This is a genomic window from Dryocola clanedunensis subsp. sulfonylureivorans (assembly GCF_016756775.1).
Classification (GTDB): Bacteria; Pseudomonadota; Gammaproteobacteria; order Enterobacterales; family Enterobacteriaceae; genus Dryocola; species Dryocola clanedunensis.
Genome location: NZ_JAERMU010000013.1, coordinates 89,891 through 105,817, shown reverse-complemented (window position 1 = coordinate 105,817; position 15,927 = coordinate 89,891). Strand labels below are relative to the sequence as shown.

Below are 15,927 nucleotides of genomic sequence, written 5' to 3'. Positions count from 1 at the left end.
TCAAAAGAAAAGGGAATCGATCATGTTCGAACTTAACTACATGCCACCCTATGACTGGCAGTGGATGTTTGGCTTTCTCGCCGCCCGTGCGGTTTACGGTATTGAGAGCGTCAATGAAAAGCAGTATTGCCGCAGTTTTGCCGTTGGCGAGCATGGCGGGCTGATCGCCCTGCAGCCTGACGAAGAGCGGCATGTGCTGAAGGTGACGCTAACCGAAGGGCTGCTTCCGGTAGCGGATGAAGTGCTGATAAAAGTCCAGCAGTTACTGGATCTTAGCCGTCAACCACTGCCCGTGCTGGCTAGCCTGGGCGATCTTGCTGTGGCCCGCCCCGGCCTGCGTTTGCCCGGCTGTATGGATGCGTTCGAACAGGCGGTGCGCGCAATTCTGGGGCAGCTGGTGAGCGTCGCGATGGCGGCAAAGCTCGCGGGGAAAGTGGCGGAGCAGTTTGGGGTGCCCCTGGCAGGTTTTCCCGAATGGCGTCTTTTCCCCGCGCCCGAGCGGCTCGCCGCATTGAACCCGGAGGAATTGAAAGCGTTAGGTATGCCGCTTAAGCGCGGTGAGTCGATTATTAACCTGGCGCGGCTGGTCGCTGCGGGCGAGTTTCCGCTCACGCTGCCTGAGGATGTTGAGCAGGGGGTAAAGCAGCTCATTACGCTGCCGGGGATAGGCCGCTGGACCGCAAACTATTTCGCGCTGCGCGGCTGGCAGGCGAGTGACGTCTTTTTACCTGACGACTACCTGATAAAACAACGTTTCCCCGGTATGACGCCTGCGCAGATCCGCCGCTACGCCGAGCGCTGGCACCCGTGGCGATCGTATGCCCTGTTGCATATCTGGTACAGCGACGGCTGGGAGCCGGATCAGTTAATCGCAAAATAGCTGGTGCTGAGCAGCATTCCCAGCGGTTGCGGCTGGCCTATCGTTTCACCGTATATCAGGTCGGTCCCGATGCCGGACAGGGTATCAAACACCTGCGGCATGTCCGCTGGCCCGGCAATGGTTTGTATTTTCAACCGCTGGGCGTGACCGTGAATAATGGTGACCATCATTTCATCCATCAGATTGCAGTGGATGTTCTGGATCAGGTCCTGGTCGATGACGATGTAGCTGAAGTCATGGCGGCGAATTTTATCAAAAATATCCAGGTCGCGGCCCGGCTGGGTGAGCACCATCTGGCAGCCGTACTCACGCAGCCGGCGCAGGTTTGCATGAAGGCTTCCATCCTCCATCACTAACACATGGCTGCCAATCTGCAAATGCAGAAGCCTTGCAGGCAGCGGGCTGCGCTCAAGCAGTGTCAGCAGTTCATCAACAAAGCTGTCGCTGGCCAGCCCCGCGCTGGAGATCGGGAGCGCCACGCCAAAACCTTTTTGCGCTATCTGCGGGGCAAACTCCCGGAAGAATTCGCTGAATACGCGCCGATCCAGAGCGTGGTGCAGTTCATTATCGTTTATGCCGCTGCGAAGGGCTTTTTCATCCAGCACTTCCCCTTCGCTACTCCAGAATTTCAGCTGCAGAAGATAGAAGCTGGTGGATTCAGGAACGCGTGGCGGCGCAATTGCCTGAGCAATCATCAGAATTGGGTTGTCGTTGATGATGCGCCACTGCTCTTCAGGCGGCAGCAGGGGGCGGTTGTTCTGCATCAGCTGCTGCGGTTCATAGACACTGACGCGCCCACGACCGCTGTGCTTGGAGGCATAACAGGCAATATCGGCCTGAGAAAGCACCTCAGAAGCAATTTGATTGTCCGCGTCTATCTGGGTGATACCCGCACTGGCACCGATGCGATGCAGCCTGCCGTCCCAGACAAAGTGATAGTCGTTGATGCTCTTGATAATGCGCTCGGAGATATGGCGAGCACTCTCGACAGAACAGTCGGGCAGCAGCAGACCAAATTCATCGCCACCCAGACGCGCAAGGACATCGCCGGTTCTCAGCATGCTCAACATCAGCGAGGACAGCTCGCGAAGCAGCGCGTCCCCCGCAGCGTGGCCGGCGCTGTCATTGACCGCTTTGAATTTGTCGAGGTCGATAAACACCAGCGCGTGGCGCTGTCTGTTTTCTCCTGCGCTTTGCAGCAAACGCTTGAGGTGGTTTTCAAAACTCACCCGGTTGGCAAGATGGGTCAGGCTGTCGTGGGAGGCGCTGTAGCTCAGCTGTTTGAGCATTTTGCGCGATTCGGTGACGTCCTGTATGACCAGCACGGAGCCAATGCTATGACCGTCCAGCGTTGTCAGCGGCGTGATGCTGTAATGGATGTCGTGGCTGCCGCCGTTACGGCAGTGCAGCACCACGTCCTGCTCGATTGCCATGCGGGAAAAATCACCGCTGTGGATGTTCTCCATTACCGGGCCGTTATCGCCAAAGGTAATGCGCAGGATCGACAAGATATGCTGGCCGGTAGCGCTCTCCTGCGGCCAGCCGCTCAGCTTCTCTGCCACCGGGTTCATAAAGGTGACATTCATGTCGATGTCGGTACAAATTACCGCTTCGCCGATGGAGTCCAGCGTAATGTGTAAACGCTCTTTTTCCTGATAAAGCGCTTCATTAAGCTGTTTAACTTCCGTCATATCCATATTGATGCCAAGCAGGCGCTCAACGTCGCCATTTTTGTTCAGCACCCGGTTTGCCAGCGAGCGGATATGGCGAATACCGTCTTTCACCTTGATGCGGTATTCCATTTTAAACGGCATGCGGGCACGCAGCGATTCATGCACCACGCTCTCTGCCGCGGGCAGGTCTTCCGGCAGGAGGCACTCGGCCCAAATTTGATAGGTTGGTTTGATGTGGGTGTCGACCTCATAAAGATCGAACATCCTTCTGTCCCAGCTGATCACGTCGCTTGTCAGGTCCCATTCCCAGATGCCGATACCGCCAGCCTCATTGGCTAGCGTGATGCGCTCCATCAGGCGTTTATTGACCCACTCGGTGTGCTTAAGATCGTTTATATCTTCGATTTGGGCGATGAGGTAGAGCGGGGAGCCATCGGTATCTCTCACGACTGAAACGGCCAGCAGGGCCCAGACAACCTCACCTTTGCTGGTGTAATAGCGTTTTTCCATGGAATAGCTGTTCAGCTCGCCGGAAACCAGTTTGTCTAACTGAATCAAATCCGCATGAAGGTCTTCGGGATAAGTAATCTGCTGGAAGGTCAGTGCGTGCAGTTGAGCAGGCGTATAGCCCAGGAATTTGCACAGCGATTTATTGACCTGAATCCAGTGACCTTCAATGGAGACCAGCGCCATACCGATGGCAGAATACTCCATGGCGTTACGAAAGCGCGCTTCACTTTCCGTGATGTGTTTGCGCTCCTCACGAAACGAATACATGACCATGGTCATGACGTTGGCAGGAAGCAGGATCATTAAGAACGGCAGCCACGGCGCGTTATCCACCACCGTGGCATGCGGCGTTATCATTGAGACATTATTGGTGGCCATCATGGCAGAAACGACCATCAACGTACCGAGGAAGATAATGAAAGCCTCCAGGCGGGGGAGGCGGATAGCGCTCCACATCAGGAAGGCGATAATAAAGGTAAAAGGCCACGGCATAAAACGCAGCACAAAATAGCTCAGCAACAGAGTGACAATCAACGTCAGCGCGGTTTCCAGCAGCTGTTCTGGATTGCGGGTGCGCAGCAGATAGTGAGGTTTAAAAAGTAATCCTGTTGGCAGCAAAGCTAATGCGCCAATGGCTTCGGACAATACCCAGACGAAAAAGGTCTTTGCCGCAGATCCGCCTTCCGGGCCAGCAAGCCAGACGGCAAATGCTCCTCCAATAAGAGGAGGCACCACTGCGCTGCACAATGAAAGTCGCACCCAGCTATTAAGGTTTTGCAGCGGGTTTTTTTGCGCCAGGAAACGGCGCATCAATATTGCGCCAATCAGGGCTTCGAGGATATTGATAGCCGTGAAGCCTAAATTTATCTCGGTAATCGGAAAGAGGACGACTGCCGCAGCGAGGCTGCCGAGGGAGCAGGCAACAATAATGGGGAACCACAGGCGGCGCGGATGACGAAAAAAAGCCACCATCATGATGGAGGTAGGGAACCACAACGGAGCAAGAACGGTACCGAGCAACGTTAATTCGAGGGAATAGAGCGTAAAAACGAAGCTCAGCAGACCCAAACCTACAAGAAGTAACAGGAGAGGCATGGCGGCAATATTATCTGTTTTAGTTTTGGTCATTCCCACAACATCCGTTAAGGCAGTGCCGCCAGGTACAACGCCCGGATGCAAAAAATGAATTGTTTCGGTTCATGCTAGTACAAACATTTTACAATTCCTATGTTGTACGATCATAATTTAACATCAACGTGTTATAAAAATGCCGCGTGATGCCGCTTATTTTCATTTATGACATTCTCCTCTGAAAGCCCCCATATCGTTGATGTTGTGAGCAGCGTATTTTTCTGGCTTAAGCTAAATCCTAAGTGAATCAGCATTACTCTGGTATCACCCGCCGGAACTCCCTATAATTGGCGCGTTTGACGCTTTGGCGTCGCCCTTCCTTCACATTAAGTCAACAAGGCTCGTTTACAACATGACTGACAAGTCTCATCAATGCGTCATCATTGGGATCGCCGGCGCATCGGCCTCAGGGAAAAGTCTAATTGCCAGTACGCTGTATCGTGAACTCCGCGATCAGGTAGGTGATGAAAACATTGGTGTTATTCCAGAAGACAGCTATTACAAAGATCAAAGCCATCTGTCGATGGAAGAGCGAGTCAAAACTAACTACGACCATCCAAGCGCCATGGATCACAATTTGTTGTTCCAGCACTTGCAGATGCTGAAATCAGGACAGGCTATTGAGCTGCCGGTTTACAGCTATGTCGAACACACTCGTACTGAAAATACGGTGCATCTGGTCCCGAAGAAGGTCATTATTCTCGAAGGTATTCTGCTGCTGACGGATGCCCGTCTGCGTGAAGAGATGAATTTCTCCATCTTTGTTGATACCCCGCTAGATATCTGCCTGATGCGCCGCATGAAGCGCGATGTGAATGAGCGCGGTCGTTCAATGGATTCGGTGATGGCGCAGTATCAGAAAACCGTGCGTCCTATGTTCCTGCAGTTTATCGAACCTTCGAAGCAGCACGCCGACATCATTGTGCCGCGTGGGGGGAAAAACCGCATTGCTATCGATATTCTGAAAGCGAAAATCAGCCAGTTCTTTGAATAAAGAAGCGTGCGTACGTTTTTGGGGTGTGCTCGCAAGTTACAATGAAATACAAGTAATTATCTGCCCATCCGTGGCTATCTACCGCCCGGTATGGCAGGGTAAACAAAACTGCCTGATAAGGAGAATCTGCGATGCGCTTGTGTGACCGCGATATAGAAGCCTGGCTTGATGACGGGCGATTAACTATTACGCCACGCCCGCCGGTTGAGCGTATTAATGGCGCAACCGTTGATGTACGTCTGGGTAATAAATTCCGCACTTTTAGTGGTCATACCGCACCGTTTATCGACCTGAGCGGGCCTAAAGACGAAGTGACCGCTTCCCTTGAGCGGGTGATGAGTGACGAAATCGTGCTTGATGAAGGGGACGCTTTTTTCCTTCATCCGGGGGAGCTTGCGCTGGCGGTCACGCTTGAGTCGGTCACCATTCCCTCCGATCTCGTAGGCTGGCTGGATGGACGTTCCTCTCTTGCCCGACTGGGGTTAATGGTTCACGTCACGGCTCATCGTATCGATCCGGGCTGGCACGGCTGTATCGTTCTGGAGTTTTATAACTCCGGTAAACTGCCGCTGGCTTTGCGTCCAGGTATGATGATTGGTGCGCTGAGCTTCGAGCCGCTCTCAGGCCCTGCTGCACGGCCTTATAACCGCCGTCAGGATGCAAAGTATCGCGATCAGCAAGGTGCCGTTGCCAGCCGCATCGATAAAGACTGACCGGGTACCCCGATTTTTGAGCTGAGGATCCAATGAGACGATTATTAACCACGCTGATGATTTTGCTGGTCGTGATAGTTGCTGGCCTTTCTGCGTTGGTGCTGTTGGTCAATCCCAATGATTTTCGCGCTTATATGGTGCACCAGGTGGAACAGCGTAGCGGATACCAGCTCAGGCTGGACGGGCCGCTGCGTTGGCACGTCTGGCCGCAGTTGAGCATCTTATCCGGCAGAATGTCGCTGACCGCACCTGGCGCGACGCAGCCGATTGTCAGTTCAGAAAACATGCGTCTTGATGTGGCGCTGCTGCCTCTGCTTTCCCACCAGCTGCAGGTTCAGCAGGTGATGCTGAAAGGCGCGGTTGTTCAGCTGACCCCAGAAACAGAGGCGCGCAAACCAGAAAACGCCCCTGTTGGGCCATCCGGCAGCAATCCTGCTCCGGAACCAGAACAGGGTTGGTCATTTGATATCGCTAAGCTCAAAGTTGCGGATAGCGTACTGGTCTTCCAGCATGATGATGACGAACAGGTCACGGTGCGTAATATCAATCTGCAAATGGAGCAGGATGATAACAAGCAGGCGCACATCGAGTTCAATAGCCGTATCAACCGGGATCAGCGCGACCTCTCCTTATCGTTCGTCGCTGACCTCAATGCCAGAGATTATCCGCAGAAACTCGATGCGACCTTCTCACAGCTGGATTACAAATTTATTGGCGCCGACTTACCGAAGCAGGGTATCAGCGGCAGCGGCACGCTTCGGATTAGCTGGCTGCAACCGAGCCACAAACTTGAGCTGAGCCAGATACAGCTCACGGCTAACGAAAGCGACCTGCAGGGAAGCGCCAGCGTGACACTAGGCGATAAACCGCAGTGGGTTGTCGATGTGCAGTCGAAGAAACTGAATCTGGATAATCTGGTCGCCGCGTCGGCGGTGACGAATACCGCCGTTCCACAGCGTGGCCAGCAGCAGAACACTTTACCCCGCCCGATTATTGCCACGGGCGTTGAAGATACCACTTACCGTAATCTTCGCGGCTTTAGCGCCCAGGTGAAAGTGGCCGCGGAAGCCGTTCGCTGGCGTGGGCTGAATTTTTCGCATGTGCGCTCTGATATTACCAATGAGTATGGTCTGCTGAAGATAGCAGCGTTAACGGGTCAGTTTGGCAAAGGAAGCATGTCGTTGCCGGGCGAGCTGGATGCGCGTAAGGATGAGCCGCGCCTGCATTTCCAGCCGCAAATCGACAATATCGAGATTGCCCCGATACTCACCGCCTTCGATTATCCTATCGCCTTAACGGGCCAGCTTTCCATGCAGGGCCAGTTTACTGGCGACCGCCTGAATTCTGATGCATTCCGTCGCTCCTGGCAGGGTAAAGCCAACGTAACAATGGCGGATTCTCACCTGCAGGGCATGAACTTCCAGCAGATGATTCAGCAGGCGGTTGAGCGCAGCAACAGCAGCATTAAAGCGAAACAGGACTATGACAATGTTACCGTGCTGGAACACTTTAGCGCGGCGGCAACGCTGAACAATGGTGAGCTTGACCTGACGAATATGCTCGGTAACTCAGCGGTACTGGACCTGACCGGCGAAGGCACAATGGACCTGGTGAAAGAGGATTGTGATACCCGATTTAACGTCACGGTGAAAGGTGGCTGGGATGGGGATAACAAGCTGATTACTATGCTTAAAAACACCCCGATTCCGGTGCGCGTATACGGCCCATGGCAGAAGCTGAATTACAGCCTCAAGGTGGATGATATATTGCGTAACCAGATGCAGGACGAGGCGAAGCGTCGTCTGAGAGAGTGGGCGGATAAGCACTCCAGTAACCCTAAAGCTAACGATCTTAAAAAACTGTTAGAGTAAGTTGTTATTGACTCACCGGCCGACAGCCGGTGAGTTTTTATCATCTGTTATATCTTCTCTTCTCATCCCCGATACGTCTTATTTCTTCCAGCGATATTGTTGAGCATTCTATTAGGGATTATCTCCATGAGGTTCACCGGGTATTAATATTCATTGTGTGAATGCTTTTGGTTCGATTCTTAATTGAAGTCGGGCCTGTGTTTTCCTGTTGTTGCTCCGTATCTCCGCGTTTAATATGAAACTTATTTTTCGCTGCGAAATGAAAAATAAAAAATTATGAGCCCTATCGATATCAGACAGGGCTCAGGTATTAATTAATCATGGATGGAAAGAATGGAAAATAAAACTTACTCGACCAATAATAATGCAGGTGATACGGTCACTCCTCAGAACTTTACGATTGATAGCGTTTATGATGGTGCCTATAAGACCATGACTAATCCGCAGGAAGTCGTTCACTCGCAAAATGCATTTCTTAACGGTACTGCACAGCCAGGTAACCACATCGGTATTTATGATAATGGCGTGCAGATTGGTGAGGTGACCGTTGATTCTTACGGCCTGTGGAATTTCCAGATGCCTTCGATGGAAAATGGCCAGCACACTATTACCCTGCAGTCTGTAGATACTACTGGAGCGTCTCTGACGCCAGAGCCAGTAAGTTTTGTTTATAACCTTGATACAGGCTCGAAGCCTGCAGATCAGGACGTTGAGCCGCAGCCAGAACCACAGCCAGAACCACAGCCGCAACCTGAACCGCAGCCAGAACCAAAACCACAGCCAGACCCGCAGCCGCAGCCAGACAATAATCCGGCCATCTACTTTGCGGTTGATAAAGTCAACAATGAGCATGGCGACGAAGTTCGCGTCTATAACCACCAGAAAACCGATGACGGCAAGCCTACGCTGCAGGGCGTAGCAGAAGCCAACAGCCTGGTACACGTTTACGATAACGGTGTACTGATTGGTGAAACCCATGCTGACCAGTACGGCAGCTGGTCATTTACGCCAGAGCAAGCGCTGGCGGCCCCGGCGATGGGCTCATCCGAAGTGCTAATGGAGCACCACCTCACCGTGCAGTCTGAAAACAGCAGCGGTGAATTAAGCGCCATGAGCGACGAATTCTCACTGCAGGTTTCCAAGTTCTCCCTGAATTCAGAGATGCCGTTGCACATGGAGTATGCGCTTACTGAGCAGGATATTGCTTCACTGGGTCACGATGGTCAGATTATTGGCTCCGACTTTACCTTTGATAAAATCTCCCTGACAGGTGAAGGTACCGCGCTGAACGTCAGCGAAACAAATCATGCTCTGCATTCCATCGAAGTATTCGACCTGTCTGCCGAAGGTCACCAGTCACTGACGTTATCCCTGGATGATGTGATTGAACTGGGTAGCAAAGATCTGGTGACGAATATGTTCCAGCAAAAAGTCGTGGTGAATGGCGATGAAAGTGATGTGTTGAATCTCGTTGATGCCAATCATGGCTGGAGTGATTCACATATTGCAGTTCAATATGAAGGTCACAATTACCAGGCATATACCAATAGCCAGGGTGCGGCTGTTCTGGTTGAAGATAACGTCCACGTCAATATTATTTAATAAATTAATTATATTTATTTAATTCCCCGGCTGGCCCGGGGAGTTATTTTATTGTCATCTTCATCATCCGATTTTGCTTATATCTATTTATGCAGCGTTGTTCAGGAAAGTGAAACCCCAGCATGTATGCATCGCAAGAAAACACCGCAGATGAGATCGCCGTCTCCATTCAGCAGCAGGATACGCTGGTTGAAGCGCTACTTTGGGTTGCGCAATATCACGGCCAGCCGGTCAGTCGAAAGGTATTCCTTAGCGGTCTGCCCATTGAGCACCGACTGACTCCGCAAATGGCGGGGGTAGCTTTAGAAAGAGTGGGTATTGCTTCATCGCTGATCTTACGGGAAGTCACTGAAATCTCGCCCTGGCTGTTTCCCGCTATTTTGCTGCGTCACGATGGTGGCGCTTTTATTCTGTCAGATTCACAGGTGAATGCGCAGGGAGAGACGCTTTTCACGCTGCTGGCTCCCGAAGCGGGCAACGGACAGATTGAACTCAGCGCGCAGGAGCTGAAGCTACAGTACAGCGGCTACGCGCTGCTGGTGAAACCCCGGCCCCCGCTTGATAATCGTCTGGGGGAGCAGGAAATCGACACCTCCGAACACTGGCTATGGGGCACGCTCTGGCGTTTTCGGCGCTACTACGGCAACGCCGTGCTCGCCGCCATGCTGATTAACGTTCTGGCGCTGGCGGGCACCTTCTTTACCATGAATGTTTACGATCGCGTGGTGCCCAACCAGGCTTTCGTTACCCTCTGGTCGCTGGCAACAGGCGTCATGCTGGCCATTGTCTTTGAATTTATCGCCCGTAATATCCGTGCCTGGCTGTTGGATATGGCGGGAAAGAAGGCCGATTTAATCATCGGTTCACGCCTGTTTCGTCACGCAATGTCCCTGCGCATGGAGCATAAACCTGCCTCCTCCGGCTCTTTTGCTAACCAGCTGCGTGAATATGAAACGGTGCGTGATTTTGTCAGCTCCGCCACTTTAGTGACCCTGAGCGATCTGCCTTTTGTGTTGCTGTTCACCATCATTATTGCCGGTATCGGCGGGCCTCTGGCGTTTATTCCTCTGGCTGCAATCCCCTTAATTATTATTGTCAGCCTGCTTATCCAGTGGCCGCTTGCCAGATTAATGAAGGAAAACCTGCGTGAAGGGTCTATTAAGCAGGGCATTCTTATTGAGTCAGTCGACGGTCTGGAGTCATTAAAAGCGGCGGGAGGCGAAGGGTTTATGCAGCTTCGCTGGGACAGATACAGCGCGCTTATCTCCAAAACTTCAATGAAGTCGCGTCTGCTTTCCGGGCTGGCGTCGAATTCCGTGAGCACGATTCAACAGCTGCAAACGGTGGCGCTGGTTTGCTGGGGCGTTTACCTGATAGCAGACGGAGATCTGTCGATGGGCGGGCTTATCGGCACCGTTATTCTCTCCAGCAGAATTACCGCCCCGTTAGGGCAAATCGTGGGGCTTGCCGTCCGTTTCCAGCAGGCTCGTGCGGCCATGAGATCCATTAATGAACTCATGCGCAAGCCCACTGACAGAGACCGCTCGCGCCGCTATCTGGCCGCCCCGCAGCTTAACGGTGCTCTGACGCTTAAAAACATTTCTTTTAGCTGGCCTGCCAGTGACGGCATTCCCCGGCCCGCGGCAATCAGCAACGTCAGCCTGACGCTCAATCCCGGTGAGCGAGTCGCCATTCTGGGAAGAATTGGCAGCGGTAAATCAACGCTGTTACGGCTAATGGCGAGGCTGTATCAGGCAAACCAGGGCCAGATATTGATGGATGGGCTGGACGCATTGCAGATTGATCCGGCGGACTGGCGCGCCGAGGTTGGTTTTGTGGGCCAGGACTCGCGGCTATTTTACGGTACGCTGCGGGAGAACATCCAGATAGGCCATCCCGGCTGTAGCTCGTCAGCGTTTTTGTCCGTCTGTCGTCTGACCGGGTTGGATCAAATGGCCCAGCGCCATCCGCTTGGTTATGAAATGCCCATTGGTGAAAACGGGCAGGGGCTTTCAGGTGGGCAGCAGCAGCTGGTAGTGCTGGCCAGATGCCTGCTCGCCCAGCCGAAGCTGTTGCTGATGGATGAGCCAACCAGCGCGATGGACACCCAGACCGAAACGCTGTTCCTGAAACGCCTTGCGGCGGCAACCCATCATCAGACGCTGGTTGTCGTTACCCATCGCTTCTCCGTGCTCAATCAGGTTGATCGCATCATCGTGATGGAAGAGGGAAAAGTGGTTCTTGATGGGCCAAAAGCAGACGTTCTGGCAAGGCTGAGCCAAAACGACCCGCAGGGAAAATCGCTCAAAGAACCGAAAATGGGAGGGGAATAGCATGGCGAACGAGAAAAAAAACGCCGGGCTCCCCGTCAAACCCATCGATCGCGAATTCATGGCCGATGCCCGTGCGGCTTTGCTTAATCAGTCAACGCCCGGCACGCTACTGGTGCTATGGCTCATTATTATCGTACTTGTTGTGGGCGGCATCTGGGCTGCCCTGGCGCAGGTAGAAGAGGTTGTGAAAGGGCAGGGGAAAGTCATTCCCGCCAGCCGCGAGCAGGTCATTCAGAGCCTGGATAGCGGCATTATGGCTAGCCTTTTGGTGCACGAAGGGGAGATCGTCGAAAAAGGCCAGGTGCTGCTCAGGCTTAATGCCACTCAGGCTCGCTCGGCCTGGCAGGAAACCTCCTCTAAAGTTGCAGGGCTTGAAGGGTCAGTTGCCCGTTTGCGGGCTGAAGCTTATGGCACACCGCTGGTGTTTCCGAAAACTCTGCAGGAGTGGCCGTCCATTATCCAGGACGAAACGAAGGCTTATCAGGCAAGGAAAAAGGCGCTTGATGAGGGTGTCGCGGTGCTGAAACGGAGCCTCCAGCTCTCCGAGAAAGAGATCAATATGTCCGCTCCTCTGGTCGCGCAGGGGCTGATGTCAGAGGTTGAACTCCTGCGGATGAAGCGGCAGGCCAATGATTTGCGCCTGCAAATCACCGAGCGTCAGAATCGTTATCACGCGGAGGCCAACGCCGAACTGGTCAAATCCGAGTCGGAGCTGGCGCAAAGCGAGAAGAGTACTCAGGCGAAAGAAGATCTGCTCTCCCGCACGACGATTGTCGCCCCCGCTCGCGGGGTGGTGAAGAATATTCGCCTGACTACCCCCGGCGGAGTCGTTCCACAAGGTGCAGACATCATGTCGCTGATCCCGCTCGAGGATGAGCTGGTGGTTGAAGCCAAAGTCCGTCCTGAAGATGTGGCTTTTCTGCGCCCGGGCCTGCCCGTCACGATAAAGCTCACCGCCTATGATTACGCCATTTATGGCGGTTTAAGCGGAACGCTGACCTACATCAGCGCCGATACGCTGGAAGAAGACCCGCGCAGCGGGGCGCAGAAAGAGACGACATATTATCGAATTCGCGTGCATTCAACGCGAAGCGTGCTGACCGCGGGGGGAAAAGATCATCCAATTATTCCCGGTATGACCGCCTCCGTTGAGATCAAAACGGGTGAGAAAAGTATTCTCAGCTACCTGCTTAAACCGGTGCTGAAATCGCGTGAAGCGTTCAGGGAAAGATAAATATGATGCATTTCAGGGATGTTCTGCTGTGCGCGGCGGTCATGGTTTCTGCAGCTCCGTGTAGCTGGGCCGAATCTTCATTAAAGGCAGATGCGCCCGCCCTGTCACCCTCCGAGCAGCATCCGTCAGCGGCCATAATGAAAAAGAGTATTGCTGTTAGCGGGGCGTTTAGCCGGGAGGTAAACATTGCCATTGCCCGTGACTACCAGCTTCGTCAGCTTTACGAGCAGTGGCAATCCGCATCGGATGATATTGACGATGTTAAAGGTGAGCGCTGGCCGCAGCTTCATGTCAGTGCCGTGGCGATGCCCGTTAGCGAGGGAAATGGGCGCTACAAGCGGTACGCGAACGACGGGGATTTTTCCGCGTCGTTATCGATGCCGGTGTTCGACTGGGGCCGGCTGGCAAGCGCCATCAAAAACCGTGAATACCGCAACGTGGCAGCGGCGCAAAAGTATCTTTCGCAGCTCGATGAGCTGGCATTTGACGTCACGAGCACGGAAGTCAAATTGGGAAAGCAGCGGGCAATTCTGCAAACGGCTCAGGTCTACTCTTCACGAATGGAAGAGCTGGTGACGATGCTAAGCCGCATAGTTGAAACGGATGCCGGGCGCCAGAGCGAGCTGGTGCAGGCGCAGGCCCGTCTGTTGCAGGCTGAAGAAGCCCGTGACGATGCCGCAGCAGAAATAGAAACGTTGACCGTCACGCTTAACCAGTGGCTTGGCGACGCTCCACGTCATCCCATCCCCATCGACAGCCTCTGGGATATGCAAATGCCGGATGCCAACAGTGCGCTAAGCAATTTGCAGGCGACGCCGATGATGCGCGAGGCGCAGGCGCAATATCAGGCATGGCTTGCCAGCGCAAAAGAGGAGAAGGCAAAGCAGCTCCCCCAGCTTGACCTTGTTGCCAATAAAGGGTTTGCCGCAGCAAACTACGGCGAAGAAAGCGATCTACAGGTCGGGTTTTCAATCAGTTGGGATATCTTCAGCGGCTTTTCAGGCATGGCGAAAGTTTCTTCTGCGGTACATAGCGCTGAAGCTTATAAACAGGCGCGTGAAGATTTACTGCGCCGCACGGAGTATCGTGTAAAAACGCAGTACCGTGAGGTGGAAAAATACAGCAAGCGGGCCACTGCGTACGCAAATCTTGCCGTGGAGAGCGACAAGATCCGCTGGATGTTCTTTCAACAGTGGTATCACCTGGGGAAGCGTAGCCTGCTGGATGTGCTGATCGCCGAGACCGACCACTACAATAATCAGGTTAACGCAATCTCCAGCAGGTTTGATGCCTGGTACAACATACTGTCGATCCGCAAAGATGCCGGTTTACTTCTTCCCTGGCTTGATGAGGCAGGGAAGACCAGCTAAACAACGAGCGGGGAGGCCGTTAAGGGTATTCCCACTCGCTCTCTTCGTCATCCAGCGGGACAATTTGCACCTTCTGCACCCGGTGGCTTTCAACCACCAGGGTTTTCAGCTCAAAGCTTCCCACCTTAACCGCCTCACCGGCAGCCGGTACGCGCTGTAGGTACTCCATCAGCAAGCCTGCAATGGTGTGATAGCTGCGTTTTTCATCAAGCGGCAGGGGAATGTATTGCACCAAATCCTCCAGCGGCATATGGCCGTTCGCCGTCCAGCTGCCGTCCGCATTTTTCTGAATATCGTGCCGGGCATCTATCTCTTCGACTTCGTTCGGCAGGTTGCCCGCGATAGTCTCCATTACGTCGCTTAAGGTGACAATGCCTTCCACTGAACCAAACTCATCCACCACAAAAGCAAAATGCGTGCGCGCGTTGCGGAACTGCTCCAGCGCCTGCAGCAGCGGCAGCATTTCCGGGAAGACCAGCGGTTGACGAATCAACGTTTCGACGTTGAGTGGCTCACCGTTGAGCGACTGGGTGAGTAAATCAATAACATGTACCACGCCGAGGATCTCATCCCCGTCGTCGGTTATCACAATGCGGGTATGTTGATTGTTTACCAGAAGCTCGCGAGTGCGAGCTTCTGAATCGCTCAGCTTCAGATGTTCGACATCGTGACGCGAGGTCATGATGCTGCTGACCGTACGCTGGTTAAGATTCAGCACGCGTTCTATCATCAGCTTCTCTTGCGGGTTAAAGATGTCCTCTTCCGGGCTGTGGTCAGCAATCAGCGAGGCCGTTTGCGCATCCAGCTCCGCCTCTTCTTTTCTCCCGTTCAACAATCTTAAAACCGCCTCGGCGGTGCGCTGACGTAACGACTGATTTGCCGACAGGAAACGACGGCGGTTGAAAATCGCCAGCTGGTTTAAGGATTCAATCGCCACCGAGAAGCCAATGGCGGCATACAGATAGCCTTTTGGAATGTGGTAGCCGAAGCCATCCGCAACAAGGCTAAAGCCAATCATCAGCAGGAAGCTCAGGCAGAGGATCACAATCGTTGGATGATTGTTCACAAAGCGCGTGAGCGATTTACTGGCCAGCAGCATCAGGCTGATGGCGATAATCACCGCCGCCATCATGACCGCCAGGTGGTCAACCATCCCCACCGCGGTGATCACCGAATCCAGTGAAAATACGGCGTCGAGAATCACAATTTGTGCCACGACGGGCCAGAATCGTGCCCCTTTGCGCTGGTTTTGCGCTTCGCTGTCTTTGCCTTCCAGCCGTTCGTTCAGCTCTACGGTCGCCTTAAATATCAGGAACAGACCGCCGCCGAGCATAATTAAGTCGCGGGCGCTGAAGCCAAAGCTGGCTATTTGAAACAGCGGCTTCGTCAGGGTGACAAGCCAGGAGATGGAGGCCAGCAGCAGCAGGCGCATCAGCATCGCCAGCACTAACCCTGTCACCCTCGCTTTATCCCGCTGGGCGGGCGGGAGCTTTTCGGCAAGAATCGCAATGAATACCAGGTTATCGATACCCAGTACCAGCTCGATAACAATCAGCGTGACCAGGCCTGCCCAGATTGAAGGATCGGCAATCCATTCCATACGGCGTTTTGCATCC

General features: G+C 53.5%; 10 protein-coding genes. 8 read left to right on the top strand and 2 right to left on the bottom strand.

Annotated elements, in window-relative coordinates; translation table 11 throughout:
• Positions 1 to 22 precede the first annotated feature (22 nt).
• A complete protein-coding gene (alkA, locus tag HYQ67_RS14960) occupies positions 23 to 880 on the top strand; it encodes a DNA-3-methyladenine glycosylase 2 (RefSeq protein WP_202304640.1) in 858 nt (285 codons plus the stop codon).
• Here alkA and HYQ67_RS14955 read toward each other — a convergent pair.
• On the bottom strand, positions 862 to 4,191 hold the full coding sequence (locus HYQ67_RS14955) for a diguanylate cyclase (RefSeq protein ID WP_202304638.1): 3,330 nt from the start codon (positions 4,189 to 4,191) through the stop codon (positions 862 to 864). The genes alkA and HYQ67_RS14955 overlap by 19 nt on opposite strands.
• Positions 4,192 to 4,546: 355 nt before the next feature.
• Between HYQ67_RS14955 and udk the strand changes: the two genes are divergently transcribed.
• From udk to HYQ67_RS14920, 7 genes are all read left to right on the top strand, one after another.
• On the top strand, positions 4,547 to 5,188 hold the full coding sequence (udk, locus tag HYQ67_RS14950; RefSeq protein ID WP_202304636.1) for a uridine kinase: 642 nt from the start codon (positions 4,547 to 4,549) through the stop codon (positions 5,186 to 5,188).
• Between the two features lie 131 nt (positions 5,189 to 5,319).
• Positions 5,320 to 5,901, top strand: a complete 582-nt coding sequence (dcd, locus tag HYQ67_RS14945) for a dCTP deaminase (RefSeq protein ID WP_202304634.1) — start codon at positions 5,320 to 5,322, stop codon at positions 5,899 to 5,901.
• Positions 5,902 to 5,933: 32 nt separating this feature from the next.
• A complete protein-coding gene (gene asmA, locus HYQ67_RS14940) occupies positions 5,934 to 7,772 on the top strand; it encodes an outer membrane assembly protein AsmA (protein WP_202304632.1) in 1,839 nt (612 codons plus the stop codon).
• Positions 7,773 to 8,105: 333 nt separating this feature from the next.
• Positions 8,106 to 9,374, top strand: coding sequence for an Ig-like domain-containing protein (locus HYQ67_RS14935; RefSeq protein WP_202304630.1), 1,269 nt, complete (start codon positions 8,106 to 8,108; stop codon positions 9,372 to 9,374).
• A 122-nt stretch (positions 9,375 to 9,496) separates the two neighbouring features.
• Positions 9,497 to 11,707, top strand: coding sequence for a type I secretion system permease/ATPase (locus HYQ67_RS14930; RefSeq protein WP_202304627.1), 2,211 nt, complete (start codon positions 9,497 to 9,499; stop codon positions 11,705 to 11,707).
• A 1-nt stretch (position 11,708) separates the two neighbouring features.
• Positions 11,709 to 12,941: a beta-barrel domain-containing protein gene (locus HYQ67_RS14925; RefSeq protein WP_202304625.1), complete on the top strand. Its 1,233-nt coding sequence runs from the start codon at positions 11,709 to 11,711 to the stop codon at positions 12,939 to 12,941.
• A gap of 137 nt (positions 12,942 to 13,078) precedes the next feature.
• The gene (locus HYQ67_RS14920; protein WP_202304623.1) at positions 13,079 to 14,311 is read left to right on the top strand and encodes a TolC family protein; all 1,233 of its coding nucleotides are present in this window, start codon (positions 13,079 to 13,081) and stop codon (positions 14,309 to 14,311) included.
• Between the two features lie 19 nt (positions 14,312 to 14,330).
• Here the strand turns inward: HYQ67_RS14920 and HYQ67_RS14915 are convergent, their stop codons facing one another.
• Positions 14,331 to 15,911, bottom strand: a complete 1,581-nt coding sequence (locus HYQ67_RS14915; RefSeq protein ID WP_202304728.1) for a TerC family protein — start codon at positions 15,909 to 15,911, stop codon at positions 14,331 to 14,333.
• Positions 15,912 to 15,927 lie beyond the last annotated feature (16 nt).

Bases quoted from the DNA above. Each gene is read 5' to 3' on its own strand.
- HYQ67_RS14920 (WP_202304623.1), top strand. From the start codon at position 13,079: ATGAAAAAGAGTATTGCTGTTAGCGGGGCGTTTAGCCGGGAGGTAAAC.
- alkA (WP_202304640.1), top strand. From the start codon at position 23: ATGTTCGAACTTAACTACATGCCACCCTATGACTGGCAGTGGATGTTT.
- udk (WP_202304636.1), top strand. From the start codon at position 4,547: ATGACTGACAAGTCTCATCAATGCGTCATCATTGGGATCGCCGGCGCA.
- asmA (WP_202304632.1), top strand. From the start codon at position 5,934: ATGAGACGATTATTAACCACGCTGATGATTTTGCTGGTCGTGATAGTT.
- HYQ67_RS14935 (WP_202304630.1), top strand. From the start codon at position 8,106: ATGGAAAATAAAACTTACTCGACCAATAATAATGCAGGTGATACGGTC.
- HYQ67_RS14930 (WP_202304627.1), top strand. From the start codon at position 9,497: ATGTATGCATCGCAAGAAAACACCGCAGATGAGATCGCCGTCTCCATT.
- HYQ67_RS14915 (WP_202304728.1), bottom strand. From the start codon at position 15,911: ATGGAATGGATTGCCGATCCTTCAATCTGGGCAGGCCTGGTCACGCTG.
- HYQ67_RS14955 (WP_202304638.1), bottom strand. From the start codon at position 4,191: ATGACCAAAACTAAAACAGATAATATTGCCGCCATGCCTCTCCTGTTA.
- HYQ67_RS14925 (WP_202304625.1), top strand. From the start codon at position 11,709: ATGGCGAACGAGAAAAAAAACGCCGGGCTCCCCGTCAAACCCATCGAT.
- dcd (WP_202304634.1), top strand. From the start codon at position 5,320: ATGCGCTTGTGTGACCGCGATATAGAAGCCTGGCTTGATGACGGGCGA.